Source organism: Pasteurella bettyae CCUG 2042 (genome assembly GCF_000262245.1).
Lineage (GTDB): Bacteria > Pseudomonadota > Gammaproteobacteria > Enterobacterales > Pasteurellaceae > Basfia > Basfia bettyae.
The window spans coordinates 60,526-86,829 of record NZ_AJSX01000041.1 but is presented as its reverse complement, the minus strand read 5'-3'; the positions used below and the strand labels follow the sequence as shown (position 1 = coordinate 86,829).

The following is a 26,304-nucleotide window of genomic DNA, read 5'->3' as shown; positions in this document are numbered from 1 at the left end:
CACATCGCCCCCTAAAATAAATTTGATTTTATATAATTGATGATTAATGAGGCAATTTTATGTTGTGGTTTTTATTTTGTATTGCACTTCTATTACTAGGGTATTTTGTCTATGGTAAGTTCGTAGAGAAAGTTTTTGTTATTAATCCTAAACGTGAAACACCCGCCTATACTATGAAAGATGGTGTTGATTACGTTCCGATGAGTAAGAAAAAAATCTGGCTCATTCAATTATTGAATATTGCAGGAACTGGTCCTATTTTTGGTCCTATTTTAGGAGCTATGTATGGACCAGTTGCTATGTTATGGATCGTATTTGGTTGTGTTTTTGCGGGTGCCGTACATGATTATTTTTGTGGCATGTTAAGTATTCGTAATGGTGGGGCTAATATTCCTTTCTTAGCAGGCAAATATTTAGCTAAGCCTGCTAAACATGTGATGAATTTGATTGCTATCTTATTATTACTTTTAGTTGGGGTCGTATTTGTTGCAAGTCCAGCTTCATTATTAACTAATATTACTAGTGATTTAATGAATTCTGGTTCTGTTGGTGCTGCCGCAGTGAATGATGAATCAGGTGCTTCTAAAGGAACCTTATTAACCATTTGGACAACCATTATCTTTGTTTACTATATCATTGCAACATTGGTGCCAATTGATAAAATTATTGGACGCATTTATCCATTCTTTGGTGCCTTATTAATGTTCATGACTTGTGGCATGTTATTCGGCTTATTCTTCGAAGGAATTCCATTCTTTAGAACCGTTGGTACAGATATTAGTTTTGCCGATTTCTTTACTAATATGCATCCAAAAGATATGCCAATATTCCCAATTTTATTTATTACCATTGCTTGTGGTGCTATTTCAGGTTTCCATGCAACACAATCTCCTCTAATGGCTCGTTGTACAGAGAATGAAGCTGAAGGTCGTTTTATTTTCTATGGAGCGATGATTGGTGAAGGTGTGATTGCCTTAATTTGGTGTATGGTTGGGTTAAGTTTTTATCAAGATCAAGGTGCTTTAGCTGAGGCGATTGCTGCGGGTACACCATCTAAAGTCGTTTATGATTCAGCTATTGGTATGTTAGGCATATTTGGCGGTATCTTAGCTATCTTAGGTGTTGTTGTATTACCTATTACATCAGGTGACACTGCATTTCGTGCCGCACGTTTATTAATTGCAGATTTCTTTAAATATGATCAACGCAAAATTGCGAAACGTTTAACCATTGCTATTCCATTATTTGCGATTGGTTTCTTTGTTTCAACAATAGATTTCTCAATTTTATGGCGTTATTTCGGTTGGGCTAACCAAACAACTGCAATGTTTATGTTATGGACTGCATCAGCATACTTATTCCGTCATGGTAAATTCCATTGGGTAACGACCATTCCAGCAATTTTTATGACTATGGTTTGTTCAACATTCTTAGCCAATGCGAAGATTGGTTTTGGTTTAGGGTATGATATTTCTTTATGGGTTGGTGCTGTTATTACAGCCGTGGCAACTATCGCTTTCTTTGTTTTATTGAAGCCACTTCCTTCTGAAGAAGATTAATTAATTCACTTCTAAAAACCGCATTTTTTGTTTAACGCAGAAAGTGCGGTTTTTTTTATGTTTAAATTTACCAATTCTTTACGTTTAATTGCTTGCAACTTAACCTAACACATATTAAACTTGTGAAGAAAGTGGTGAAAAGTGGAGTTTTGTGGTAAAAACTGGATTAAATGCCCCAAAATTTGCTTTTACGAGGATGATAGTGAATTAATTTAAAAGGAAACTTATGTTTCGTGGTGCGCAAGCGGTAAATCTTGATGCTAAGGGTAGAATTGCTATCCCTACCCGCTATCGCCCTGAGCTTCTTCAAGATAATCAAGGACAAATGGTTTGTACCGTAGATATTCGTCAACCTTGTTTATTGCTTTATCCTTTAAAAGAATGGGAAATTGTAGAACAAAAACTTTTAAATTTATCTAATTTTGATCCTAAACAACGTAGTTTACAACGTGTCATGCTTGGTTATGCAACAGAATGTGAACTTGATAATTCAGGCCGTATTTTATTAAGTCAACCTTTACGTCAACATGCAAAATTAGAAAAAAATATTATGTTAGTTGGTCAACTTAATAAATTTGAAATTTGGTCTGAAGCTGAGTGGCATGCTCAAATAGAACAAGATATGGCGTTAGGTTCTACTATGGAATTTGCAACGTCAGAAGAATTAAAAATGCTGTCATTATAATAAAGAAAGAATAATCTTTCTAAAAGAACAGCAGCACTAGCAAGGTCAGCGGTGTACTTAAGTACACCGCAATACCTCTTATCTAAATGTTATAATTTTATAATTTGTAATTAGGCACATTTATGAACGAACATCATACTTTTTCTTCTCCTGAACATATGACGGTTTTATTGCATGAAGCCGTTAACGGATTAGCATTGAAAGATAAAGGAATTTATATTGATGGTACGTTTGGTCGTGGTGGACATTCTCGCTTAATTCTTTCTCAACTGAGTGAAAATGGTCGTTTAATTGCTATTGATCGTGATCCTAGTGCGATTACTGTAGCACAACAAATTGCGGACCCTCGTTTTCATATTGAACATCATAGCTTTTCTGCTATTCCTGAAATTTGTGAAAAATTAAATTTAGTCGGTAAGATTGATGGTATTTTGCTTGATCTTGGTGTGTCATCTCCACAGTTAGATGATGCGGAACGAGGTTTTAGTTTTATGAAAGATGGGCCATTAGATATGCGTATGGATACATCTAAAGGATTATCTGCAGCACAATGGCTAGAGCAAGTGTCAGAATCTGATTTAGCTTGGGTATTAAAAACCTTTGGTGAAGAACGCTTTGCTAAACGTATTGCGCATTCTATTGTGACTTATAATAAAAATGCTCAACAAAATGCGACTAAACCATTAACTCGCACACTAGAATTAGCAGAATTAATTGCTCAATCCGTACCTTTTAAAGATAAACATAAACACCCAGCAACTCGTAGTTTCCAAGCAATTCGTATTTATATTAATGCTGAATTAGATGAATTAGAAAGTGTTCTTAAATCGGCTTTAACCGTGCTTGCTCCACAAGGCCGTTTATCTATTATTAGTTTTCACTCTTTGGAAGATAGAATGGTAAAACATTTTATGCGTAAGCAAAGTAAGGGTGAGGATGTGCCTAAAGGATTACCTTTAAGAGAAGATCAAATTAATCGCCATCAAACTTTAAAAGTGATTGGTAAATCTATTCAACCGAGCGATGAAGAAATTAAACTAAATCCTCGTGCTAGAAGTGCGGTATTACGTGTGGCGGAGAGAATATTATGATTTCAAATAGTGAAAGATATCCGCTACAAAATATTATTATTGATGACCTTTTTTCATCAAATAAAGTTGTACTATGTTTGCTTATGGCTATTGTGGTAACTGCTGTAAGTACCATATGGATAACTCATCAAACTCGAGCATTAGTATCTGAAAAAGGAGAACTTGTATTTGAAAAACAAGCATTAGAAAATGAGTATTTGAATTTAAAGTTAGAAGAAACCACACAAAGTGATAATACTCGTATTGAGGCTATTGCTACAGTGAAATTAGGAATGAAGCACGTTGATAGTGAACAAGAAGTTATCATTTTAGAATAATAGATATGATCAATCATGGTTAAATTTAATCAAGTAAACAAACCTTTACCTAAATCGAATAAAGTTGTGAAAAAACAACCTGCGATTGCAGTAAAACCGAATAAACCTAAAATCATTTATGAAACGAGTTTTTTAAAAGGTCGTTATCGTTGGATATTAGGTTTAGTTTGTCTTGGTTTATTCGCATTAGTTGCTCGAGCGGCATACGTGCAAATTGTTAATGTTGATGCATTAACTGATGAAGCAGATAAACGTTCATTACGTACTCAGGAAATTCAATCTGTTCGTGGTTCTATTTTAGATCGTAATGGACAGTTATTATCAGTTAGTGTGCCAATGCATTCTGTGGTTGCAGATCCTAAATTTGTTATTGATGAAAATTCCTTAGAAGATAAAGAGCGTTGGAAAGCACTAGCGGACACTATCGGTCTTTCTTATAAAGAGTTGGTTAATCGCATTGAGAAAAATCCTCGTTCTCGCTTTGAATATTTAGCACGCCAAGTTACTCCAAGTGCGGCTGAATATGTGAAAAAATTAAAAATTACTGGTGTGGTATTAAAGAGTGATTCTCGACGTTTTTATCCTCGTGCTGAAGAAACTGCCCACTTGTTAGGTTTTACAGATATAGATAATAATGGTATTGAAGGTATTGAAAAAAGTTTTAATTCATTATTAGTGGGTAAATCAGGTTCTCGTACTTATCGTAAAGATAAATACGGTAATATTGTAGAAGATATTTCTGATGTAAAAAAATATGATGCTCATGATGTTGTATTAAGTATTGATGAAAAACTTCAATCAATGGTTTATCGTGAAATCAAAAAAGCGGTAGCTGAAAATAAAGCCGAATCAGGCACCGCAGTCTTAGTTGATGTTCGAACTGGTGAAGTATTAGCAATGGTTAATGCACCTTCTTATAATCCGAATAAACGTAATGGCGTTGCTGAAGATTTAATGCGGAACCGTGCTGTCACGGATACATTTGAGCCAGGTTCAACAATCAAACCTTTCGTTGTTTTAACTGCTCTTCAACGTGGCGCAGTACGTCGCAATGAAGTCATTAATACGGGGTCATTAATCTTAAATGGTCATGAAATTAAGGATGTTGCGCCACGAGATCAACAAACCTTAGATCAAATTCTAGAAAATTCATCTAACCGAGGTGTAAGTCGCTTGGCATTACGCATGCCTCCTTCTGCCTTGATGGAAACTTACCAAAATGCAGGATTAGGTAAATCTACAGATTTAGGTTTAGGGGGAGAACAAGCAGGCTTTTTGAATGCCAACCGTAAACGTTGGTCTGATATTGAACGAGCGAATGTTGCTTATGGTTATGGTATCAATGCAACACCATTACAAATTGCTCGTGCTTATGTTACATTAGGCAGCTTTGGCATTTATCGCCCACTTTCTATTACTAAAGTTGATCCTCCTGTTATTGGTAATCGTGTTTTTTCTGAAAAAATTACACGTGATGTTGTAAATATGATGGAAAAAGTGGCGATTAAGAATAAACGTGCATTAGTTGATGGCTATCGAGTCGCGATTAAAACAGGTACAGCAAAAAAATTAGAGAAAGGCCGTTATGTGGATAAATACATGGCTTATACTGCAGGCATTGCTCCTGTTACAGATCCTCGTTTTGCATTGGTTATTTTGATTAATGATCCAAAGGCGGGGCAATATTATGGTGGTGCCGTTTCTGCCCCTGTATTTTCAAATATTATGGGCTACGCATTGAGAGCAAGTAATGTTACACCTGATGGTACGCCTACTACAGAGAAGGGAACGGCTCGAATGATTCGTTTAAATGAGAATAAATTGAGCCAACAGTTAACTGATAAGGCAGAAAAAACTAATTAATTATAAGAGATAAAATTATGCGAAAACTGACCGCACTTTTCAATTTGGGGAGTCAATTCGAAGATATTGAATTGAATGAGATGACATTAGACAGCCGTGCAGTAAAGTGTGGCTGTCTTTTCGTTGCAATCAAAGGTCATGCGGTGGATGGTCGTCAATTTATTTCTCAAGCTATTAATGCAGGTGCAAGTGCGGTTTTGATGGAAAGTGATAATATCAATGAGCATTTAACCGTTTCAATGCAACAAAATGTCCCAGTGATCGCCTATTATCAATTATCTAAACATTTATCTCAGATTGCAGATATCTTTTATCAACAGCCATCACAACAGTTAGCCCTAGTGGGAGTGACTGGCACAAATGGCAAAACCACTATCGCCCAATTATTGGCACAATGGACTCAATTATTAGGTCACACCACTGCGGTTATGGGGACTATTGGCAATGGATTATTTGGACATGTTAAACCTGCAACAAATACCACGGGTTCTGCTATTGAAATTCAATCTTCCTTAGCTAATTTTGTTAAGCAAGGTGCGGATTTTGCTGCGATTGAAGTATCTTCACATGGATTAGTTCAACATCGAGTTGAGGCATTGCATTTTGCTGCTGGTATTTTTACTAATCTTAGCCGTGATCATCTTGATTATCACCATACCATGGAAAATTATGCATTAGCCAAAAAACGTTTATTTAGCGAATTGGTGTGTAAAAAACAAATTATTAATGTAGATGATAAAGTTGGTGCTAATTGGTTAATTGATTTACCGGAAGCTGTAGCAGTCAGTTGTCATCCTAATTATCAACCAAATGTAAAAAATTGGCTAAAAGCGACCGCAGTTTCATTTAATAGTCAAGGTGCAACCATTGAATTTGATTCAAGCTGGGGTAATGGAAAAATTGAAAGCCATCTTATTGGTGCATTTAATGTGAGTAATCTATTGCTCGTATTAGCTACATTGTTAGCCCTCGATTATCCATTAACTGATTTATTAAAAACCGTTTCTCAATTAACAGGCGTTTGTGGACGCATGGAAATGATTCATGCTCCACATAAACCAACGGTAATTGTAGATTATGCACATACGCCAGATGCGCTTGAAAAAGCATTACAAGCCGCACGTGTTCATTGTCATGGTAGATTATGGTGTATTTTTGGCTGTGGGGGCGATCGTGATACGGGTAAACGTCCAATTATGGCGCAAATTGCCGAACAGTTTGCTGATGTCGTCATTGCAACCGATGATAATCCTCGGACAGAAGATCATCATAAAATTATGCAAGATATTGTTGTTGGCTTTAAACAGCCAGAGCAGATTAAAGTAATCCATGACCGAGAGCAAGCAATTAAGACCGCAGTGCAAAGTGCGGTAGAAAATGATGTTATTTTGATTGCTGGTAAAGGTCATGAAGATTATCAAATTATTGGTACGACAAAACATCATTTTTCAGATCAAGAAATAGCAAAACGGTATCTAAATTAAATTTTTCTAAAAGTCTACCGCACTTTTAAACATTCTTTTACAGAATAAGAAGAACATAATGATTAAATTAAATGTAAAAAAAATTGCTGATATTTTGAAAGCAAAATTAATTGGTGATGAAACGATAGAGGTAGAAAATGTGAGTACAGATACTCGCCAATCTACCATAAATGGACTTTTCTTTGCCTTAAAAGGTGAAAAGTTTGATGCACATAGTTATCTAGATAAAGCCGTTGAGCAAGGTTGTATTGCTGTAGTTGTGGATCATAAATGTCAGATTAATGTCCCGCAAATTATTGTTCAAGATACTCGTTTAGCTTTAGGTCAATTAGCTGCTTGGCTGAAAGCTGAAATTGCTCCAATGACTGTAGCAATGACAGGCTCATCAGGCAAAACAACCGTTAAAGAAATGACAGCATCAATTTTACAACAAGTTGATGGAAATGCTGATTCAGTACTTTTTACGAATGGCAATTTTAATAATGATATTGGTGTGCCGTTAACATTATTACGCTTAACTGAACAGCATAAGTTTGCAGTTATTGAGTTGGGGGCGAATCATCAAGGTGAAATTGCTTACACCACGAGTTTAGTCCGCCCAAATGTCGCATTGATTAATAATGTCGCCTCTGCACATTTAGAGGGTTTTGGTAGTATTGAGGGTGTCGCCAAAGCAAAAGGTGAAATTTATCGAGGGCTAATGGCTGATGGTATTGCCATCATCAATTTGAATTGTCATTATCTACCTTTATGGGGAAAGGAGATTAACGGTTCGGAAGTTCAATCCTTTTCTTCTGATAATACAGAAGCGGATTTTTACGCTAAAAATACACGAATTACCTCAACTGGTTCTACTTTTATTTTACATACGCCAAAAGGTGAAATTAATATTAACTTGCCTTATCTTGGCGAACATAATGTTAGTAATGCATTAGCTGCCACAGCCTTGGCAATGAATGTTGGTGCCAGCTTAGAACAGGTTAAAAAAGGCCTTGAACAACAATCTCAAGTAAAAGGTCGGTTATACCCAATTCAAGTATCTGAAAACTTATTATTATTAGATGATACTTATAATGCTAATGTGGGTTCTTTGAAGTCAGCAATTAGTGTATTAGAAAAATATCAAGCATATCGCATTTTAGTTGTTGGAGATATGGCAGAGTTAGGAGAAAATACACGCCGTTGTCACCGTGAAGTTGCAGAGTTTGCACAAGCAGCTAATTTAGACTTTGTTACCTCTTATGGACATGAGAGTGCCGCAATTGCTGCAGCTTGCCATGGTGCACATTTTACCGACAAAACTGGATTATCAAATTATCTAAAAGAATTAATTAATGAAAAATTAAAAGATAATCAAAAAGTCGTGTTATTAGCTAAAGGATCACGTTCAATGAAAATGGAAGATGTGATCAATTCTTTAAAGGATAGTTTCAAATGTTAGTTTGGCTTGCTGAATATTTACAACAATATTTCTCTATTTTTAATGTAGTATCCTATTTGTCATTTCGTGCAGTATTAGCATTATTAACGGCGTTATTAATTTCATTATGGATTGGGCCTGAGGTGATTCGTCGTTTACAGCTTTTAAAGTTTGGACAAGAAGTGCGTAATGATGGTCCTGAAAGTCATTTTAGTAAGCGTGGTACTCCAACAATGGGAGGTATCATGATTTTGTTTGCGATTACCGCAAGTACTTTACTTTGGGGAAACTTAACTAATCCATATATTTGGATTAGTCTATTTGTTTTATTAGGCTATGGTGCAGTAGGTTTTGTTGACGATTATCGTAAAATTACTCGTAAAAATACAGATGGATTAATTCCTCGTTGGAAGTATTTTTGGTTATCTGCTGTTGCATTAATTGCTGTATTCATGATGTATGCAATGGGAAAAGATACCGATGCTACTCGCTTAGTCGTGCCTTTTTTCAAAGATATCATGCCACAATTAGGTGTGTTTTATATTATTTTTTCCTATTTTGTTATTGTGGGAACCAGTAATGCTGTAAATTTAACAGATGGTTTAGATGGCTTGGCTATTATGCCAACAGTCTTTGTTGCTGGTGCTTTCGGAATTATTGCATGGGCGACAGGTAATATTGAAATTTCAAAATACTTATATATTCCTTATATAAAACATACCTCCGAATTAGTTATCTTTTGTACTGCAATTGTCGGTGCAGGATTAGGTTTTTTGTGGTTTAACACTTATCCTGCTCAACTATTTATGGGCGATGTTGGATCATTGGCATTAGGTGGTGCTTTAGGTGTGCTAGCAGTATTAGTTCGACAAGAATTTTTATTGGTGATTATGGGCGGTGTTTTTGTTATGGAAACTGTTTCTGTGATTTTACAAGTGGGCTCCTATAAATTACGTAAAAAACGTATTTTTCGCATGGCACCAATTCATCATCATTATGAATTAAAAGGCTGGCCAGAACCTCGAGTAATCATTCGTTTTTGGATTATTTCATTAATTCTTGTATTACTTGGCTTAGTAACACTTAAATTACGTTAATAAAAAGAATAAATAAAGGCAGGCACAACATGGCGGACTATCAAGGTAAAAAAATTACCATTATTGGTTTAGGCAAAACAGGTTTATCTTGTATTAATTTTTTGAAAGCAAAACAAGCGAATGTACGGGTTATTGATACACGCCAATCTCCTGTAGGCGCAGAGCAACTAGATAAATCTATTCCTTTACATACGGGAAGTTTAAATCAACAATGGCTACTAGATAGTGACATCATCGTTATTAGCCCTGGACTTGCAGTAAAAACGCCTGAAATTCAGATCGCACTTGCTGCTGGTGTTGAAGTGATTGGTGATATTGAATTATTTTGCCGTGAAGCAGATAAACCGATTATTGGAATTACTGGCTCAAATGGGAAAAGCACTGTCACCACATTAGTGGCTGAAATGGCGAAAGCCGCTGGAATTAATGTTGGTATGGGCGGTAATATTGGTATTCCAGCGTTATCTTTATTGAATCAAGGCCATGATCTTTATGTGCTTGAATTATCAAGTTTTCAATTAGAAACTACCTATAGTTTAAAAGCTATTGCTGCCACGGTATTAAATGTGACTGAAGATCATATGAATCGTTATATTGATTTAGAGGATTATCGTCAAGCTAAACTAAAAATCTATCAAAACTGCCAAACTGCTGTAGTTAATGCGGAGGATCCATTAACTAAAGAAGATGGAAAACAAAGTGCGATTTATCAAGTAAGCTTTGCTGAACATCATGCCGATTATTGGTTAAAAACTGAAAATACTAAAACCTACCTAATGGCACAAAATGAAGTTGTGATTAGCTGTGAACAAATGAAACTGACTGGTCGTCATAACTATATGAATGCTCTAGCCTCTATAGCACTGGCTCAAGCAGCTAACATTGAAATTTCTGGAATTCGTACCGCACTTCAAAATTTTACGGGCTTAGAGCATCGTTTTCAATTAACACATATGGCAAATGGTGTACGCTGGATTAATGATTCTAAAGCAACTAATGTAGGAAGCACTGTAGCAGCATTAACAGGATTACAGGTTGAAGGTAAATTGCACTTATTATTAGGTGGTGACGGCAAAGGTGCTGATTTTTCTGAATTAGAAAAACTGATAAACAAACCTGAAATCTATTGTTATTGTTTCGGTCAAGATGGTACTAAGTTGGCAAAACTATCAGCTCAAAGCCAATTATTTGATACAATGGAACAAGCGATAGAATCGTTACGTCCAACTTTATCTTCAGGTGATATGGTATTGTTATCGCCCGCTTGTGCAAGTTTAGATCAGTTTGCTTCTTTTGAAAAACGCGGTGAAGAATTTACTCGTTTAGCTAAACTTTATGTTGCCAATTAATTATTTAAATAATTCAGTTAGGTTTTGAATGGAAATTTTTAATAAAGTCAAAGATACTTATAAACGTTGGACGACTTTAACACCAACTAATGTACTCTATGATCGTTCGCTCGCATGGTTATTTATTGTATTATTATTTGTTGGTTTTATTATGGTGACGTCAGCATCTATTCCTGTCGGCACTCGTTTATTTGATGATCCTTTCTATTTTGCTAAGCGTGATGCATTATATGTAATTCTCTCTATCGGGGTTTGCTATTATTTTGTTAAAGTGCCAATGGAAACTTGGGAATCATGGCACAAAAAACTCTTCATTATTGCGGTCATCTTATTAATCTTGGTATTAATTCCTGGAATTGGTAAATCAGTAAATGGTGCACGTCGTTGGATTCCGATGATCGTATTTAACTTCCAGCCCGCAGAATTTGCAAAACTTGCTTTGATTTGTTTCTTAGCTGGTTATTTTACTCGCCGTTATGATGAAGTGAGAAGTAAAAAATTGAGTGCTTTTAAGCCTTTATTAGTGATGGGCTTTTTAGGTGCATTACTCATTCTTCAACCTGACTTAGGTAGCACCGTAGTACTCTTTATTATTACCTTTGGCTTGCTATTTGTTGTAGGTGCTAATATTTACCAATTTTTATTTTTAATTGGCGTAGGCGCATTTCTTTTTGTGGTATTAGTGGTGTCATCGGCATATCGAATGAAACGTATTACTGGTTTCATGGACCCCTTTAAAGATCCCTATGGTACAGGCTTCCAATTATCCAATTCCTTAATGGCATTTGGTCGAGGTGAGTTTACTGGTGAGGGATTAGGTAATTCTATTCAAAAATTGGAATACTTACCCGAAGCTCATACTGACTTCGTTATGGCTGTTGTTGGAGAGGAGTTTGGTTTTTTAGGTATCATGATTATTATTGCTTTATTAGCCTTGTTAGTCTTTCGTGCAATTAAAATTGGACGAGAATCATTACAAATTGAACAACGTTTTAAAGGTTTCTTTGCTTTTGGAATTAGTTTTTGGATTTTTTTCCAAGGTTTTGTCAATCTTGGTATGGCGTTAGGGTTACTGCCAACAAAAGGATTAACTTTCCCTCTTGTGAGTTATGGTGGTTCAAGTTTAGTGATTATGTCTGTAAGTATTGCAATTTTATTACGTATTGATCATGAAAATCGCTTAATGCGTGGTGGTCATGCTCGCTTAAAAGATGATTAAGGATTTAATGTGGCAAAAAAATTATTAGTAATGGCAGGGGGAACTGGCGGTCATGTATTTCCTGCAATCGCCGTGGCACAATATCTACAACAACAAGGTTGGGAGATTTGCTGGTTAGGTACAAAAGATAGGATGGAAGCACAACTTGTTCCTAAACATGGCATCCCTATTGAATTTATCCAAATTTCAGGCTTAAGAGGTAAAGGAATTAAGGCCTTATTAACCGCACCTTTTGCGATTTGTCGTGCTATAATGCAAGCACGTAAAATTATCCAAAAACAAAAGCCTGATGCTGTACTTGGGATGGGGGGATATGTCTCTGGCCCTGGTGGTATTGCAGCTAAACTTTGTGGTGTTCCTGTAATTTTACATGAGCAAAATGCCGTGGCCGGATTAACCAATGTTTGGTTATCCAAAATTGCCAAACGTGTATTACAAGCTTTTCCTACGGCATTTCCAAATGCAGAAGTTGTGGGGAATCCGGTTCGCCAAGATTTTTTCACTATTGCGAATCCTGAGCAACGTTTTACGGGACGTTTTGGTAAATTACGTTTGCTTGTTGTTGGTGGTAGTCAAGGTGCGAGAGTATTAAATTTAACCTTGCCTGAAGTTGTTGCCCGTTTAGGTGAAAAGCTGGAAGTTCATCATCAAGTAGGAGCAGGTTCTGTAGAAAATATTACGGCACTTTATCAGCAAAAAAATGCGTTAAGTGAAAACGTAAAAATTACAGAGTTTATTGACAATATAGCAGAAGCCTATGCTTGGGCTGATATTGTTATTTGTCGTTCTGGTGCATTGACCGTTTGTGAATTAGCTGCTGTAGGGACACCTGCAATTTTTGTACCATTTCAACATAAAGATCAACAACAATATTTGAATGCTAAATATTTAGCGGATGTGGGAGCGGCAAAAATTGTTCAACAATCTGAATTAAATGCTGATGTAATTGTGGATCTACTTAATGAATTAGATCGTGAGAAATTACTTTCAATGGCGATTAAATCAAAATCAATGTCAGCACCTTTAGCAGCACAACGTGTAGCCGAAGTGATTATTGAAAACGCAAATTAAAAAATATAAATAAGATGATGATAAATCATTTTATCCATGAATAAGAAATGAAAGAGACCATAAGAATGAAAGATTTCCAAGAAACAGTTCGAAAAATTATTCCTGAAATGCGCCGAGTTAAACAAATTCATTTTATCGGTATTGGTGGTGCGGGAATGAGCGGTATTGCTGAAATTTTATTAAACGAAGGTTATCAGATTTCGGGCTCAGATATTTCTGATGGGCTAGTAACTCAACGCATTGCACAAGCAGGCGCTAAAATTTTTATTGGACACCAAGCTGAAAATGTGAATGGTGCTAGTGTAGTTGTCGTATCGAGTGCAATTCATCAAGATAATCCAGAACTTGTAGCAGCAAAAGAAAATCGTATTCCTGTGATTCAACGTGCACAAATGTTAGCAGAGCTTATGCGTTTTCGTCATGGAATTGCGGTGGCGGGTACACATGGAAAAACAACGACTACAGCAATGATTTCTATGGTATATGCTCAGGCAGGTCTTGATCCCACTTTTGTAAATGGTGGTTTGGTTAAATCGGTTGGAACTAATGCTCATTTAGGTGCAAGCCGTTATTTAATTGCTGAAGCAGATGAAAGCGATGCTTCATTTTTACATTTGCAACCAATGGTATCAGTAGTGACTAATATTGAACCTGATCATATGGATACTTATCATGGTAGCTTTGAAGAAATGAAACAGACTTATGTAAATTTTTTACATAATTTACCTTTTTATGGCTTAGCTGTTATTTGTGCAGATGATCCTGTATTGGCTGAGTTAATGCCACAAATTGGCCGTCCTGTTATTACTTATGGTTTTGCTGAGAATGCTGACTATCGTATTGAAAATTATCAGCAAACAGGCTTTCAAGGGCAGTATACGGTAATTACTCCAAGCAATGAACGTATTGATGTATTATTAAATGTCCCTGGTAAACATAATGCTTTAAACGCAACAGCAGCATTAGCTGTAGCTAAAGAAGAGGGGATTCGTAATGAGGCTATTTTAGCTGCATTAGCTGATTTCCAAGGTGCTGGACGTCGTTTTGATCAACTAGGTGTATTTAGCCGTTCTTGTGGTAAAGTTATGTTAGTTGATGATTATGGTCATCATCCAACTGAAGTTAATGTAACTATTCAGGCAGCACGTCAAGGTTGGGAGAATAAACGTATAGTGATGATTTTTCAGCCTCATCGCTATACCCGTACAAGAGATCTTTTTGATGATTTTGTACAAGTGTTATCACAAGTTGATGCATTGATTATGTTAGATGTATATGCTGCTGGTGAGACCCCAATTGCAGGAGCAGACAGCCGTTCCTTATGTCGTTCAATTCGTAATTTAGGAAAAGTAGACCCAATTTTAGTTACCGATACCGCACAATTACCTGAAATTATGGAGCAAATACTTCAAGACGGTGATCTAGTATTAGCACAAGGTGCAGGTAATGTGAGTAAATTATCTCGCCAACTTGTGGAATTATGGTCAACGGAAAATAACTAAAAATTTTTTAATTTTTGACCGCACTTTTGAAGTCAAAAATAATCTATCTTGAATTAGACTCAACTGAGAGTGAAAAGAATAAAATGAAACCATTAAAAGAACAAAAAATTGCTGTATTGTTAGGTGGCACATCAGCAGAACGTGATATTTCTCTTAATTCTGGTAATGCTGTTCTAAATGCATTACGTAGTCAAGGCTATGATGCTTACCCAATTGATCCTAAGGAATACCCTGTTGCAGATCTAAAAAAACAAGGCTTTGATCGTGCATTTAATATTTTGCATGGACGTGGTGGTGAAGATGGTGTGATTCAAGGTGTGTTAGAGCAAATTGGATTACCCTATACGGGCTGTGGAGTAATGACATCAGCCTTAACCATGGATAAAATGCGTACTAAAATGTTATGGAAAGGTTTTGGTTTACCTATTGCAGACATGGAGATTGTAACACGGGATACTCGCTTAGAACTAAATCCAGAGCGGATTGTCGAACATTTAGGACTACCATTAATGGTAAAACCTTCACGTGAAGGATCGAGTGTCGGCTTAACAAAAGTCAATGCTGTGGAAGAACTAGAGGCTGCGGTAGATTTGGCTTTAACTCATGATGATACCATTTTAATTGAAGAGTGGTTAAGTGGTATTGAAATGACTGTACCTGTATTAGATGATCAAGTATTGCCAGCAGTGCAAATTATCCCAGAGGGTGAGTTCTACGATTATGATGCAAAATATATTTCCGATAATACGCAATATGTTTGCCCAGCCCCGATGAGTAAAGAACGTGAAGAAGAATTACAAAAGCTAGTTAAACGTGCTTATGATGTTATTGGTTGCCGTGGTTGGAGCCGTATCGATGTAATGACTGATGCTAAAGGTGAATTCCGTCTTGTTGAGGTGAATACAACACCAGGTATGACAAGCCATAGCCTATTCCCTAAATCAGCAAGAGTGGTTGGTTATTCTTTTGAGCAATTAGTGGCAAAAATTTTGGAGCTTAGTGTTTAATGTCTGTTGTAAAACGCAAAACGCCACAAAGAAATTTAAAACTTAATGAGCAGAAACTCAGAGTTTTTTTGCAAGTTAAGCCTTTACTTGTGCTATTATGCGTTGGTCTACTCTATTTTGCGTATTTTAATTGGCAAAACTGGCTGGAAAAATTGGATAGTAAGCCAATTAGTTCTTTTGCATTACTGGGAACCCCTCAATATACGACGAATTCAGATATTCGAGAGATGATTTTAAAAATGGGAGAGCTTAAGGGCTTTTTTGGACAAGATGTAAATGTCATTCGCGAACAAATTCAGTCAATGCCTTGGATAAAAGGTTCCGTAGTTCGTAAAATTTGGCCTGATAGATTAAGCATTCTCGTTGCAGAATATACGCCAGTAGCTTATTGGAATGAAGATCATTTTGTTTCAGCTGATGGCGTCGTTTTTAAGTTGCCCAAAGATAAATTAAAAAATGATAATATGCCTCATTTATATGGACCTGATTATCAGAGTTTAATTGTATTAGATGCGTGGCAGCAAATTTTTAATGATTTAAAATCAAAAGGAATTACATTAAAAGCGGTTTCAATTGATGAGAGAGGTTCCTGGGAAATTGTTGTTGAAAATGATATTACATTAAAATTAGGGCGTGGAGAGTGGAAATCTAAGATTGATCGCTTTATGACAATTTACCCACAAATTGAAGTACCAGAAAATAAAAAAATTATTTATATTGATTTAAGATATAAAGTAGGTGCAGCAGTACATTTTTCTGATGTAAACTAATGTAGTCTAAATAAAAATTAAAACTGTGAAGTTATAAAAATGGCAAAAATCGTGGAATCAAAAACTATTGTAGGATTGGAAGTTGGTACTTCTAAAGTTGTTGCTGTCGTCGGTGAAGTGTTACCTGATGGGGTAGTGAATGTACTTGGAGTTGGTAGTTGCCCATCAAAAGGTATAGATAAAGGTAGTATTACAGATTTAGCAGCGGTTGTTAATTCAATCCAGCGTGCAATTGAAGCAGCAGAATCTGTAGCAGACTGTCAAATTATGTCAGTCACTCTTGCTATCACTGGAGAACATATTCAAAGTCTGAATGAAAGTGGTTTCGTCCCTATTGCAGATGGTGAGGTTAGCCAAGATGAAATTGATCAGGCTATGCATACGGCAAGTTCAGTAAAATTGCCAGAGGGATTATCATTATTACATGTTATTCCACAGGAATATGCGGTCGATAAACAACAAAATATTAAAAATCCATTAGGTTTACAGGGAGTTAGATTAAAAGCTCAAGCCCATTTAATTGCTTGTCATCAGTCTTGGGTGAGTAATCTACAAAAAGCTGTTGAAACTTGTGGATTAAAGGTCGATCAAGTTGTATTTTCAGGTTTGGCATCTACGTATTCAGTTTTAACTGAAGATGAAAAAGATTTAGGCGTATGCTTGATTGATTTTGGTGGTGGCTCAATGGATATTATGGTATATACCAATGGTGCACTGCGTTTTAGTCGAGTCATTCCTTATGGTGGTAATACAATTACTGATTATGTTGCACAAAGTTTAACTACATCACGTAACGAAGCTGAAAGCATCAAAATTAATTATGGTAGTGCGATTATGCCATCTGTCGAATTGAAAGAACAATTTGCTAAGAAAAAAATTGAAGTGGCAGGTTTGGGAGGGGGCGCTCCTCGTACTTTTACTAAAGCCCAAATTGTAGAGGTAACTTCTCGTTGTTACGGTGATTTATTACAAGTAGTTGAACATGAATTAATTCAATTACGCAATGAATTGACGATGAAAGGTATTAAGCAAGATCTTATTGCTGGTATTGTGCTTACAGGCGGAAGTTCACAAATGGAAGATATTAGTAAGTGTGCAACAGAAATTTTTGGTTCGCATGTGCGTGTAGGTTATCCGCTTAATATTTCAGGATTAACTGATTATGTTAATAAGCCACAGTATGCAACAGTGTTAGGTTTATTACAATATAGTCATTATAACGAAGAAGAGAGCACACCTATCTTTGGTGGTTCTGGTTCAGATAGTGGTGTTTTAGGGGCTATTTTTGGAAAAATTAAAATTTTTGCAAATAAAGTGAAGTCAGAATTTTGAGAATTTGAATTTTTAATCTACAATAGAGAGAATTTTATAGTTATTAAGTGTTAGAGTATCTAGCATTGACGGAGAATACAAATGTTTGAACCAGTAGAATATGGGTTTGACGATGAAATCGGTCGAACACTGATTAAAGTTGTTGGCGTTGGTGGCGGCGGTGGTAATGCTGTCAATCACATGGTTAATAATATGATTCATAATGGCGGTACGCTTGTTGGTGAAAATTCAATAGCTAGTGATGAACATGGTGAAATTATTTTCTATGCAGTGAATACTGATGCTCAAGCATTACGTAAAAGTGTTGTACAACAAACGGTTCAAATTGGTGCGGCAACAACAAAAGGTCTAGGTGCAGGAGCTAACCCAAATGTAGGGCGTAAAGCAGCTGAAGATGACCAAGAAGCTATCCGTTCAATGTTAGAAGGTGCTGATATGGTATTTATCGCAGCAGGTATGGGCGGTGGTACAGGTACTGGTGCAGCGCCTATAGTTGCTCAAGTGGCAAAAGATTTAGGTATTTTGACTGTTGCTGTTGTAACTAAACCTTTCTCGTTTGAAGGTAAAAAACGTATGGCATTTGCGGAACTTGGTATTAAAGAGTTGTCTAAGTATGTAGACTCATTAATTATCATTCCAAATGAAAAATTATTAAAAGTATTAGGCAAATCAGTAAGTTTAGTACAAGCATTCTCTGCGGTTAATGATATTTTACGTAATGCAGTGACAGGTATTTCAGATATGATTACCTCTCCAGGCTTAATAAATGTAGACTTTGCCGATGTTCGCACAGTAATGTCTGAAATGGGTCGAGCAATGATGGGCGCCGGTATTGCACAAGGTGCAGCAAGCGATGGACGAGCTGAAAAAGCAGCCCAAGATGCTGTAGCAAGTCCTCTTTTAGAGGATGTTGACTTATCTGGTGCAAAAGGTGTGTTAGTTAATATTACCGCAGGTATGGATTTAGGACTAGATGAATTTTATGCTGTAGGTGATACTATTAGAGCCTTTGCTTCTGATGAGGCTACCGTTGTTGTAGGTACAACATTAATTCCTGAGATGTCAGATGAAATTCGTGTTACAATTGTAGCTACAGGTATTGGTGATATTGATGATCCTGCTGCTCCATTGGCACCACAACGACTAGTGACAAATGTTTCATCAGGTACAGCAGCTTTTCATCAAGGTACGCAAACTGCTCCAAATCAACAACCTGTTCATTCAGAGCAACCTGCGCGACCGACTTCGTTAGGTAATAATGAGCTATTTAAACCAGCATTTTTACGTGGTGATAGTAAATAACAAGTCTATAAAGACTTTTTGCTTAGGCAATAAATTGAGAAATAATGAATATGATTAAACAAAGAACATTAAAACAAGGCACTAAAGTGACTGGGGTTGGATTACATAGTGGTAATAAGGTTACCCTAAATTTACGCCCTGCACCGGTAAATACAGGTATTGTTTATTGTCGTACAGATCTTAATCCTCCAGTGTATTTCCCTGCGGATGCAACATCAGTGCGTGATACAATGCTTTGTACTGCTTTAGTTAATGATCAAGGTGTTCGTATTTCCACAGTTGAACATTTAAATGCTGCATTAGCAGGTTTAGGTTTAGATAATCTTATTATTGAAGTGGACGCGCCAGAAATTCCTATTATGGATGGTAGTGCAAGTCCATTTGTATACCTTTTATTAGATGCAGGTATTGAAGAACAAGACGCTGCGAAGAAATTTATCCGTGTAAAACAAAAAGTGCGTGTTGAAGATGGCGATAAATGGGCAGAAATTTCACCTTATAATGGTTTCCGCTTGAATTTCACAATTGATTTTAATCACCCAGCACTTAATAAGAATTTAAGTACTTATACCTTAGATTTTTCTGCACAAAAATTTGTTCAACAAATTAGTCGTGCAAGAACATTTGCATTTATGAAAGATATTGAATATTTACAATCTCAAGGTTTAGCATTGGGAGGTAGTTTAGACAATGCTATTGTCTTAGATAATTATCGAGTATTAAATGAAGATGGTTTACGTTTTAAAGATGAATTAGTTCGCCATAAAATGTTAGATGCTATCGGTGATTTATTTATGAGTGGTCATAATATTTTAGGTGATTTCAAAGCATATAAGTCTGGGCATGGACTAAATAACAAGTTATTACGTGCCTTATTAGCTAATCAAGAAGCTTGGGAATTTGTCACCTTTGATGATAAGGAAATTGTCCCTCAAGGTTATGCGGTACCTTCTCAAGTATTAATCTAATTGCTTAAATATAGAAAAAGCTATACTCTTAAAAGTATAGCTTTTTTACTATTTATGTTTTCTAATTATTCACATTTGTGCTTTTCTACAAATTTTGAAAAAATTGACCGCAGTTTTATAGAGGTTAATCATGTTTAATTTTACTTTTCATATTCCTACTGCTGTTGAATTTGGTAAAGGTCAAATTCAAGCTATTCCTAAATATCTTTCAAAACAAAATCGTATTTTGCTTGTTTATGGGAGCGGTAGTATCAAAAAGAATGGTGTGTATGATCAAGTTATTCATGCATTGCAAGACTATTTTTATATAGAATTCGCTGGTATTGAACCAAATCCTGAGTTTGAAACTTTAAATAGAGCGGTTCAAGTTGTTAAACGAGAGAATATTGATTTTATTTTAGCCGTTGGTGGTGGCTCGGTTTTAGATGGTTGCAAATTTATTGCTTCGGCAGCCACTTATTCAGGCGATGCGTTAGATATTCTTTATAAAAAACAAGAGATTATTAGAGCGCTGCCTATAGGTACTGTTATGACGATCCCAGCAACAGGTTCTGAAATGAATGGGAATTTTGTTGTAAGCCGTCGTGAAACTAAAGATAAATTATCTCTTTATTCTGATTTAGTTAAACCTAAATTTGCTATTTTAGATCCTTCAGTGACTTATTCTCTCCCTCAAAAACAAACTGCTAATGGTGTAGTAGATGCTTTTGTGCATACGTTCGAACAATATATGACTTATCCTGTGGATGCAAAGATTCCTGATAGATTTGCGGAAGGTGTTTTTTGTACATTAATGGAAGATGGTCCTAAATTATTGGATGAGCCTGAAAATTATGATGCTAGAGCGAATATTATGTGGGCTGCAACTATGGCATTAAATAAGATTCTGAGTACGGGAGTTCCTCAAGACTGGACATCTCATGCTATAGGACATGAATTAACTGCATTATATGGCTTAGATCACGGTCAAACATTAGCGATTATTGTACCTGCTATTATGCATCACCAAAAGCAAGCTAAGCGTGAGAAGCTGATCCAATTTGCGCAGCGTGTATTAGATTATCGCGGTAATGACGTAAATATAGCCGCTGAATTGACCATTCAGAAAATTTGTGCCTTCTTTGAATTGATGGGAGTAAAAACGAGATTTTCTGATTATGGTATTGATGATAGCTTATTCCCTGAAGTGATCAGAAAATTATCCGAGCATCGCCAACCTCTTTTAGGTGAGCATGAATCAATAGATCATCAAGCGGTAATGGAAATTTTATATTTAGCACTTTAAAGAGAAGCTATAGTTTTTATGAAAAAGTGCGGTTGTAAAGTATAAAAATTTACTTATTAATACTAATATACTGATTTAAAAGAATTATTAAGCTTGAGAAATCATCTTTATCCTCTTACAATGTAATAAGGGTGTGTTAAGTTTATCAACTACACGCCTTTATTAGTTTTGGGGAATATTTATGGCACTTGATCTTACTGAAATTCGTCAGCAAATTACGCAAATTGATCGCAGTTTGTTAAAGCTATTGTCAGAACGTCATCGACTTGCATTTGATGTTGTTCGTAGCAAAGAAATTATACAAAAACCATTACGTGATAAAGTACGTGAACAACAATTGCTGCAAGAATTGATAAACTATGCTGAAAATCAGAATTATCAATTAGAACCACAATATATTACTCAAATTTTCCAACGTATTATCGAAGATTCTGTTCTTACTCAACAAGTTTATTTGCAGAAAAAACTTAATCAGCAAAGAGAACAAAGCCTTCATATTGCATTTCTTGGTAAGCGAGGTTCTTATTCTCATTTAGCTGCACGAAGCTATGCGACTCGCTATCAAGAACAACTTATTGAGCTAAGCTGTAGTAGCTTTGATCAGGTTTTTGAAAAAGTAAGTAATGGCGAAGCAGATTATGGCGTACTTCCTTTAGAAAATACTACTTCAGGCTCAATTAATGAAGTCTATGATCTCTTGCAGAATACAGAGTTATCCCTTGTTGGAGAACTTGCGTATCCGATTAAACATTGTGTTCTTACTAGTAGTCAAGTAGATTTAAGTCAAATTGACACTTTATATAGTCATCCACAAGTGATTCAGCAATGTAGTCAGTTTATTCGTAGTTTAGAGCGTGTGCATATTGAATACTGTGAAAGTAGTTCACATGCAATGCATTTAGTTTCTAGCTTAAATAAGCCAAATATTGCAGCATTGGGTAATGAAGATGGTGGCCATTTATATGGTTTAAGTGTGTTGAGATCAAATATTGCGAACCAAGATAATAATATTACTCGATTTATTGTGATTTCTCGTAATGCAGTAGCTGTATCACCTCAGATTCATACCAAAACATTATTATTAATGACCACAGCACAAGAAGCAGGTTCATTAGTTGATGCCTTATCTGTATTTAAAAATCATCAAATTAAAATGACAAAATTAGAATCTCGTCCAATTTATGGTAAACCTTGGGAAGAGATGTTCTATGTAGAAATAGAAGCAAATATTAATCATCATGATACCCTTGTTGCAATAGAAGAATTGAAACAATATACCACCTATTTGAAAATTCTAGGCTGTTATCCTAGTGAGATTATCAAACCTGTAGAGGTAAAATAGATTTAAAATTGTGTAAGGTTATTTTTTTGATCATATAAAGTTAAAGTGCGGTTGAAATTTTTTGAAAATCTACCGCACTTTTTATATCTACAAGTATTAAAAAGGTCTTCATAAAAGAAGACCTTTATTTTTAAATATGTGGCTTAAATAGCGATGACTGCGAATAATACAATAAAACTATATAAAGCAGCTAAACCGTAGAAAATTAGTCCACCATTATTAACATGTACTTTAATGTCATGCATACCATGATGAACGCGGTGTAAACCAGCCCACATTGGGAAAATAGTAAGTACAAGAATTACTAATTTACCAAACCAGTGATGAGCAAATGCAATAATATTATCTGGGGAAATAATGCCAAATGGTAATAGAATACCAATAATAAGAATTAATGCTGGGAATGCAAGCCCACTCACCATACCGCCAGCACTGAACATTAACCATACTGGTGGCTCATTTGAACGTTTTGGATTTTGATCAACCATTGTCTTGCTCCCTAGATAAATGCTAATACTAATGCGATTACAGAGACTGCTGCAAATGCAATTTTTAATAATTTTTGGATCACTTCAGATTTAATACCTGTTGATCCAGACATTACTTCACCTGTCATTTGGAACAATGTGAATGCATGCACTAGTAATAAGGCTAGTGAAATTAAGTTTAAGATTACAACTAATGGATTTTGTAAGAAAGGAATAAAGTTTTCTACAAAACCATTTTCAGAGGTTAAACAGAATACACCATAAAGTAATACAAGGCAGAACCATACAGTAGGAATAGCACTTGATTCACGTACCATATAGAATTTATAGAAATCCCAGCTTTTCCACCAAGTCGCTGTCATTGGACGTACATATTTGTTACGTTTAGTTTCAGTTGTCATAATATGCCTCCTACTACGCTTTTGGTTTAAGCATTGAAATTAGATAGTCTTTTGCACTTTCTAATTTGCCTTGGTTGATTGCCGCAGCTGGATTTACATGTTTAGGACAAACTTCTGAACATGCACCAACGAATGTACAAGACCAAACACCATTTTCACCATTGATGATAGGCATACGTTCTGCTTTACCATGATCGCGGTTATCTAAGTTATAACGGTGAGCCATAGTTAATGCAGCAGGACCAACAAACTCTGGGTTTAAACCGAATTGAGGGCAAGCTGCATAGCATAAACCACAGTTAATACACATAGAGAATTGACGATATTTCTCTAATTGTTTTGGGGTTTGTTTGGTACGACTTTTCGCTAATTCCGCTGATGGATGGGGTTGACCATCAAGTTCAGGCATCTTGTTACCAATGATATATGGTTTGATAGCTTCTAAACTTTCAATAAAGTGACTTAAATCAACGATTAAGTCACGTTCAATAGGGAAATTAGCTAATGGTTCAATACGCATATGACCACTATAGTCACGTAAGAAAGTTTTACATGCTAATTTAGGAATATTATTAACCATCATACCGCATGAACCACAGATAGCCATACGACAAGACCAACGGTATGCAAGTTCAGGATCTAGTCTATCTTTGATATAACCTAGTGCATCTAATAAAGAAGTTTGATTATCATAAGGCACTTGGTAAGTGCGTAAGTATGGTTCTTTATCTACTTCTGGGTTATAACGCAATACTTCAACGTTCATCATTGCTTGATTAGCCATTTGCGTTCTCCTTAGCTTTCGCTGCTGCTTCAGCGGCATCAGCTTCAGCACCATATACACGTTTTGCTGGTTGTGATTTAGTAATTTTCACAGGGCTGTAATCAATGCTTGGCGCACCATTTTCGTTATAGAATGCTAACGTGTGTTTCAAATAATTTGTATCATCACGTTCTACATAGTCTAAACGTTGGTGAGCACCACGAGATTCTTTACGCTCGATAGCAGAGTTTGCAATTGCTTGAGCAACATCTAAGATGTAACCTAATTCAACAGTATATAACACGTTTGTATTGAATACGCTTGAACGGTCTTGAATACGAATACGTTTATAGCGTTCTTTTAATTCCGCAATTTTATCCACTGCACCTTGCATACTTTCTTGGTCACGATAAATACCACAACCTTCTTCCATTGCAACACCCATTTCTTCACGGATGTCAGCCCAGTTTTCAGTACCTTCTTGGTTAAATAGGTCTTCTAAGCGACGAATAACATCTTGTGCTTGAGCATCAATAGCAGCTTGATTTACATTTTGTACTTCAACTGCACGTTGTGCCGCATATTCACCTGCAACACGACCTAACACAACTAATTCAGCTAATGAGTTAGAACCCAAACGGTTCGCACCATGTAAACCTGAAGAAGCACATTCACCCACAGCAAATAGACCTTTAATACGAGTTTCACTATTAAAGTCTATTTCGATACCACCCATAGTATAGTGAACAACTGGACGTACAGGAATTGGTTCATTAACTGGATTTACACCTTCATAAGCTTGTGCTAATTCACAGATAAATGGCAAACGTTCGTGTAAGTATTTTTCACCTAAATGACGTAAATCTAAGTGAACGATATCAACACCTTTAGCCGTTTTTAATGTTCTGCCTTTTTTCCATTCTTGCCAGAAAGCTTGTGATACTTTGTCACGAGGACCAAGTTCCATATATTTGTTTTGAGGTTTTCCTACTGGTGTTTCAGGACCTAGTCCGTAGTCTTGTAGATAACGATAGCCATCTTTATTGACTAAGATACCACCTTCACCGCGACAACCTTCAGTCATTAAGATACCTGTATTTGGCAAACCTGTAGGGTGATATTGAACAAATTCCATATCACGAAGAGGAACACCATGGCGATAAGCCATTGATAGACCATCCCCAGTTACAATGCCGCCATTAGTATTGAATTTGAATGCACGACAACCACCACCAGTTGCAATAACAACTGCGTTAGCATTGATTTGAACTAGTGTTCCTTCCATCATATTCATTGCGACTACACCACGAGCGTGCCCGTCATCAGTTAAGATGTCTAATACGAAGTGTTCATCAAAACGTTGAATTTGTGGGAATTGAATAGATGTTTGGAATAAAGTGTGTAATAAGTGGAAGCCAGTTTTATCAGCCGCGAACCATGTACGTTCGATTTTCATTCCGCCGAAACGACGTACATTGACATCACCATCTTCTTTACGAGACCATGGACAGCCCCAACGCTCCAATTGCGTCATCTCAACAGGCGAATGTTGTACAAAATATTCAACAACATCTTGTTCACATAACCAGTCGCCACCAGCAACAGTATCTTGGAAGTGCTTATCATATGAATCTTCTTCTTTGATTACTGCAGCGGCACCACCTTCTGCTGCAACAGTATGGCTACGCATTGGATAGACTTTAGAAATTAATGCAATCTTTAAGTTTGGATTGGCTTGAGCTGCTGCGATTGCAGCACGTAAGCCACCGCCACCCGCACCTACGATTGCGATATCGACATTAACAGTTTGCACGATATTTTCTCCAATAATGAATAATAAAAGTAAAAAGGTAAAAGCACGTTTTAATATCAAATGCTTCATTAGGTATGTTTATTTTGCCATTAAAAGATTCAATTACTAACTCTTTTTTATTATTTAAAGGATAAGAATGACTATTTTGTGATCTAACTCAAAAAAGTAACTTTTTT

The 26,304-nt window shown here is 36.1% G+C and carries 23 protein-coding genes; 19 read left to right on the top strand and 4 right to left on the bottom strand.

What is annotated here, in order from left to right; translation table 11 throughout:
• The first annotated feature begins 59 nt into the window (after window positions 1-59).
• The 19 genes from HMPREF1052_RS09265 (at window position 60) to HMPREF1052_RS09175 (ending at window position 22,663) form a co-directional block, all read left to right on the top strand.
• Entirely contained in the window at window positions 60-1,559 is a 1,500-nt protein-coding gene (locus HMPREF1052_RS09265; protein WP_005761561.1) for a carbon starvation CstA family protein, read from the top strand.
• A 226-nt stretch (window positions 1,560-1,785) separates the two neighbouring features.
• Window positions 1,786-2,244, top strand: coding sequence for a division/cell wall cluster transcriptional repressor MraZ (gene mraZ, locus HMPREF1052_RS09260; protein ID WP_005761440.1), 459 nt, complete (start codon window positions 1,786-1,788; stop codon window positions 2,242-2,244).
• A gap of 122 nt (window positions 2,245-2,366) precedes the next feature.
• Entirely contained in the window at window positions 2,367-3,335 is a 969-nt protein-coding gene (rsmH, locus tag HMPREF1052_RS09255) for a 16S rRNA (cytosine(1402)-N(4))-methyltransferase RsmH (protein WP_005761537.1), read from the top strand.
• Complete coding sequence (ftsL, locus tag HMPREF1052_RS09250) at window positions 3,332-3,652, top strand: cell division protein FtsL (RefSeq protein WP_005761488.1); 321 nt, start codon at window positions 3,332-3,334, stop codon at window positions 3,650-3,652. Before rsmH ends, ftsL begins: the two co-directional genes overlap by 4 nt.
• 15 nt (window positions 3,653-3,667) lie before the next feature.
• Window positions 3,668-5,515: a peptidoglycan glycosyltransferase FtsI gene (gene ftsI, locus HMPREF1052_RS09245; RefSeq protein WP_005761446.1), complete on the top strand. Its 1,848-nt coding sequence runs from the start codon at window positions 3,668-3,670 to the stop codon at window positions 5,513-5,515.
• Window positions 5,516-5,532: 17 nt separating this feature from the next.
• Window positions 5,533-6,999, top strand: coding sequence for a UDP-N-acetylmuramoyl-L-alanyl-D-glutamate--2,6-diaminopimelate ligase (gene murE / locus HMPREF1052_RS09240; protein WP_005761620.1), 1,467 nt, complete (start codon window positions 5,533-5,535; stop codon window positions 6,997-6,999).
• 58 nt (window positions 7,000-7,057) lie between these two features.
• Window positions 7,058-8,440, top strand: coding sequence for a UDP-N-acetylmuramoyl-tripeptide--D-alanyl-D-alanine ligase (murF, locus tag HMPREF1052_RS09235; protein WP_005761495.1), 1,383 nt, complete (start codon window positions 7,058-7,060; stop codon window positions 8,438-8,440).
• Window positions 8,434-9,516 carry a phospho-N-acetylmuramoyl-pentapeptide-transferase gene (mraY, locus tag HMPREF1052_RS09230; protein ID WP_005761540.1) on the top strand — a complete coding sequence of 361 codons (1,083 nt, stop codon included), beginning with the start codon at window positions 8,434-8,436 and terminating at the stop codon, window positions 9,514-9,516. The genes murF and mraY overlap by 7 nt, the downstream gene beginning before the upstream one ends.
• A 29-nt stretch (window positions 9,517-9,545) precedes the next feature.
• On the top strand, window positions 9,546-10,865 hold the full coding sequence (gene murD, locus HMPREF1052_RS09225; protein ID WP_005761466.1) for a UDP-N-acetylmuramoyl-L-alanine--D-glutamate ligase: 1,320 nt from the start codon (window positions 9,546-9,548) through the stop codon (window positions 10,863-10,865).
• 28 nt (window positions 10,866-10,893) lie between these two features.
• Window positions 10,894-12,084, top strand: coding sequence for a putative lipid II flippase FtsW (gene ftsW / locus HMPREF1052_RS09220; RefSeq protein ID WP_005761427.1), 1,191 nt, complete (start codon window positions 10,894-10,896; stop codon window positions 12,082-12,084).
• 9 nt (window positions 12,085-12,093) lie between these two features.
• Window positions 12,094-13,155, top strand: a complete 1,062-nt coding sequence (gene murG, locus HMPREF1052_RS09215; protein ID WP_005761536.1) for an undecaprenyldiphospho-muramoylpentapeptide beta-N-acetylglucosaminyltransferase — start codon at window positions 12,094-12,096, stop codon at window positions 13,153-13,155.
• A 65-nt stretch (window positions 13,156-13,220) separates the two neighbouring features.
• Window positions 13,221-14,657, top strand: a complete 1,437-nt coding sequence (gene murC, locus HMPREF1052_RS09210; RefSeq protein ID WP_005761467.1) for a UDP-N-acetylmuramate--L-alanine ligase — start codon at window positions 13,221-13,223, stop codon at window positions 14,655-14,657.
• An 83-nt stretch (window positions 14,658-14,740) separates the two neighbouring features.
• Window positions 14,741-15,664, top strand: coding sequence for a D-alanine--D-alanine ligase (locus HMPREF1052_RS09205; protein WP_005761481.1), 924 nt, complete (start codon window positions 14,741-14,743; stop codon window positions 15,662-15,664).
• Entirely contained in the window at window positions 15,664-16,434 is a 771-nt protein-coding gene (locus tag HMPREF1052_RS09200) for a cell division protein FtsQ/DivIB (RefSeq protein WP_005761484.1), read from the top strand. The genes HMPREF1052_RS09205 and HMPREF1052_RS09200 overlap by 1 nt, the downstream gene beginning before the upstream one ends.
• A 39-nt stretch (window positions 16,435-16,473) precedes the next feature.
• Window positions 16,474-17,766, top strand: a complete 1,293-nt coding sequence (gene ftsA / locus HMPREF1052_RS09195) for a cell division protein FtsA (RefSeq protein ID WP_005761589.1) — start codon at window positions 16,474-16,476, stop codon at window positions 17,764-17,766.
• Window positions 17,767-17,847: 81 nt separating this feature from the next.
• Window positions 17,848-19,068, top strand: coding sequence for a cell division protein FtsZ (gene ftsZ / locus HMPREF1052_RS09190; protein WP_005761549.1), 1,221 nt, complete (start codon window positions 17,848-17,850; stop codon window positions 19,066-19,068).
• A gap of 50 nt (window positions 19,069-19,118) precedes the next feature.
• Window positions 19,119-20,036 carry a UDP-3-O-acyl-N-acetylglucosamine deacetylase gene (lpxC, locus tag HMPREF1052_RS09185; RefSeq protein ID WP_040596555.1) on the top strand — a complete coding sequence of 306 codons (918 nt, stop codon included), beginning with the start codon at window positions 19,119-19,121 and terminating at the stop codon, window positions 20,034-20,036.
• A gap of 130 nt (window positions 20,037-20,166) precedes the next feature.
• Window positions 20,167-21,321, top strand: a complete 1,155-nt coding sequence (locus HMPREF1052_RS09180) for an iron-containing alcohol dehydrogenase (protein WP_005761576.1) — start codon at window positions 20,167-20,169, stop codon at window positions 21,319-21,321.
• A gap of 181 nt (window positions 21,322-21,502) precedes the next feature.
• The gene (locus HMPREF1052_RS09175) at window positions 21,503-22,663 is read left to right on the top strand and encodes a chorismate mutase (RefSeq protein WP_005761498.1); all 1,161 of its coding nucleotides are present in this window, start codon (window positions 21,503-21,505) and stop codon (window positions 22,661-22,663) included.
• Window positions 22,664-22,806: 143 nt separating this feature from the next.
• Here HMPREF1052_RS09175 and frdD read toward each other — a convergent pair whose 3' ends face one another.
• Genes frdD through frdA form a run of 4 tightly spaced genes read right to left on the bottom strand, consistent with a single transcriptional unit; the run spans window position 22,807 to window position 26,128 of the window.
• The gene (gene frdD, locus HMPREF1052_RS09170) at window positions 22,807-23,151 is read right to left on the bottom strand and encodes a fumarate reductase subunit FrdD (RefSeq protein WP_005761615.1); all 345 of its coding nucleotides are present in this window, start codon (window positions 23,149-23,151) and stop codon (window positions 22,807-22,809) included.
• Window positions 23,152-23,162: 11 nt separating this feature from the next.
• Window positions 23,163-23,555, bottom strand: coding sequence for a fumarate reductase subunit FrdC (gene frdC, locus HMPREF1052_RS09165; protein WP_081484411.1), 393 nt, complete (start codon window positions 23,553-23,555; stop codon window positions 23,163-23,165).
• 10 nt (window positions 23,556-23,565) lie between these two features.
• The gene (locus HMPREF1052_RS09160; protein ID WP_005761586.1) at window positions 23,566-24,336 is read right to left on the bottom strand and encodes a succinate dehydrogenase/fumarate reductase iron-sulfur subunit; all 771 of its coding nucleotides are present in this window, start codon (window positions 24,334-24,336) and stop codon (window positions 23,566-23,568) included.
• Window positions 24,329-26,128 carry a fumarate reductase (quinol) flavoprotein subunit gene (frdA, locus tag HMPREF1052_RS09155; RefSeq protein WP_040596554.1) on the bottom strand — a complete coding sequence of 600 codons (1,800 nt, stop codon included), beginning with the start codon at window positions 26,126-26,128 and terminating at the stop codon, window positions 24,329-24,331. The genes HMPREF1052_RS09160 and frdA overlap by 8 nt, the downstream gene beginning before the upstream one ends.
• Window positions 26,129-26,304 lie beyond the last annotated feature (176 nt).

Excerpts from the sequence above, each read along its gene's own strand:
- frdD (WP_005761615.1), bottom strand. The coding sequence starts at position 23,151 with ATGGTTGATCAAAATCCAAAACGTTCAAATGAGCCACCAGTATGGTTA.
- mraY (WP_005761540.1), top strand. The coding sequence starts at position 8,434 with ATGTTAGTTTGGCTTGCTGAATATTTACAACAATATTTCTCTATTTTT.
- murF (WP_005761495.1), top strand. The coding sequence starts at position 7,058 with ATGATTAAATTAAATGTAAAAAAAATTGCTGATATTTTGAAAGCAAAA.
- HMPREF1052_RS09175 (WP_005761498.1), top strand. The coding sequence starts at position 21,503 with ATGGCACTTGATCTTACTGAAATTCGTCAGCAAATTACGCAAATTGAT.
- HMPREF1052_RS09265 (WP_005761561.1), top strand. The coding sequence starts at position 60 with ATGTTGTGGTTTTTATTTTGTATTGCACTTCTATTACTAGGGTATTTT.
- lpxC (WP_040596555.1), top strand. The coding sequence starts at position 19,119 with ATGATTAAACAAAGAACATTAAAACAAGGCACTAAAGTGACTGGGGTT.
- HMPREF1052_RS09205 (WP_005761481.1), top strand. The coding sequence starts at position 14,741 with ATGAAACCATTAAAAGAACAAAAAATTGCTGTATTGTTAGGTGGCACA.
- rsmH (WP_005761537.1), top strand. The coding sequence starts at position 2,367 with ATGAACGAACATCATACTTTTTCTTCTCCTGAACATATGACGGTTTTA.
- HMPREF1052_RS09200 (WP_005761484.1), top strand. The coding sequence starts at position 15,664 with ATGTCTGTTGTAAAACGCAAAACGCCACAAAGAAATTTAAAACTTAAT.
- HMPREF1052_RS09160 (WP_005761586.1), bottom strand. The coding sequence starts at position 24,336 with ATGGCTAATCAAGCAATGATGAACGTTGAAGTATTGCGTTATAACCCA.
- mraZ (WP_005761440.1), top strand. The coding sequence starts at position 1,786 with ATGTTTCGTGGTGCGCAAGCGGTAAATCTTGATGCTAAGGGTAGAATT.
- ftsA (WP_005761589.1), top strand. The coding sequence starts at position 16,474 with ATGGCAAAAATCGTGGAATCAAAAACTATTGTAGGATTGGAAGTTGGT.
- murD (WP_005761466.1), top strand. The coding sequence starts at position 9,546 with ATGGCGGACTATCAAGGTAAAAAAATTACCATTATTGGTTTAGGCAAA.
- ftsL (WP_005761488.1), top strand. The coding sequence starts at position 3,332 with ATGATTTCAAATAGTGAAAGATATCCGCTACAAAATATTATTATTGAT.
- ftsW (WP_005761427.1), top strand. The coding sequence starts at position 10,894 with ATGGAAATTTTTAATAAAGTCAAAGATACTTATAAACGTTGGACGACT.
- ftsZ (WP_005761549.1), top strand. The coding sequence starts at position 17,848 with ATGTTTGAACCAGTAGAATATGGGTTTGACGATGAAATCGGTCGAACA.
- ftsI (WP_005761446.1), top strand. The coding sequence starts at position 3,668 with ATGGTTAAATTTAATCAAGTAAACAAACCTTTACCTAAATCGAATAAA.
- HMPREF1052_RS09180 (WP_005761576.1), top strand. The coding sequence starts at position 20,167 with ATGTTTAATTTTACTTTTCATATTCCTACTGCTGTTGAATTTGGTAAA.
- murE (WP_005761620.1), top strand. The coding sequence starts at position 5,533 with ATGCGAAAACTGACCGCACTTTTCAATTTGGGGAGTCAATTCGAAGAT.
- murC (WP_005761467.1), top strand. The coding sequence starts at position 13,221 with ATGAAAGATTTCCAAGAAACAGTTCGAAAAATTATTCCTGAAATGCGC.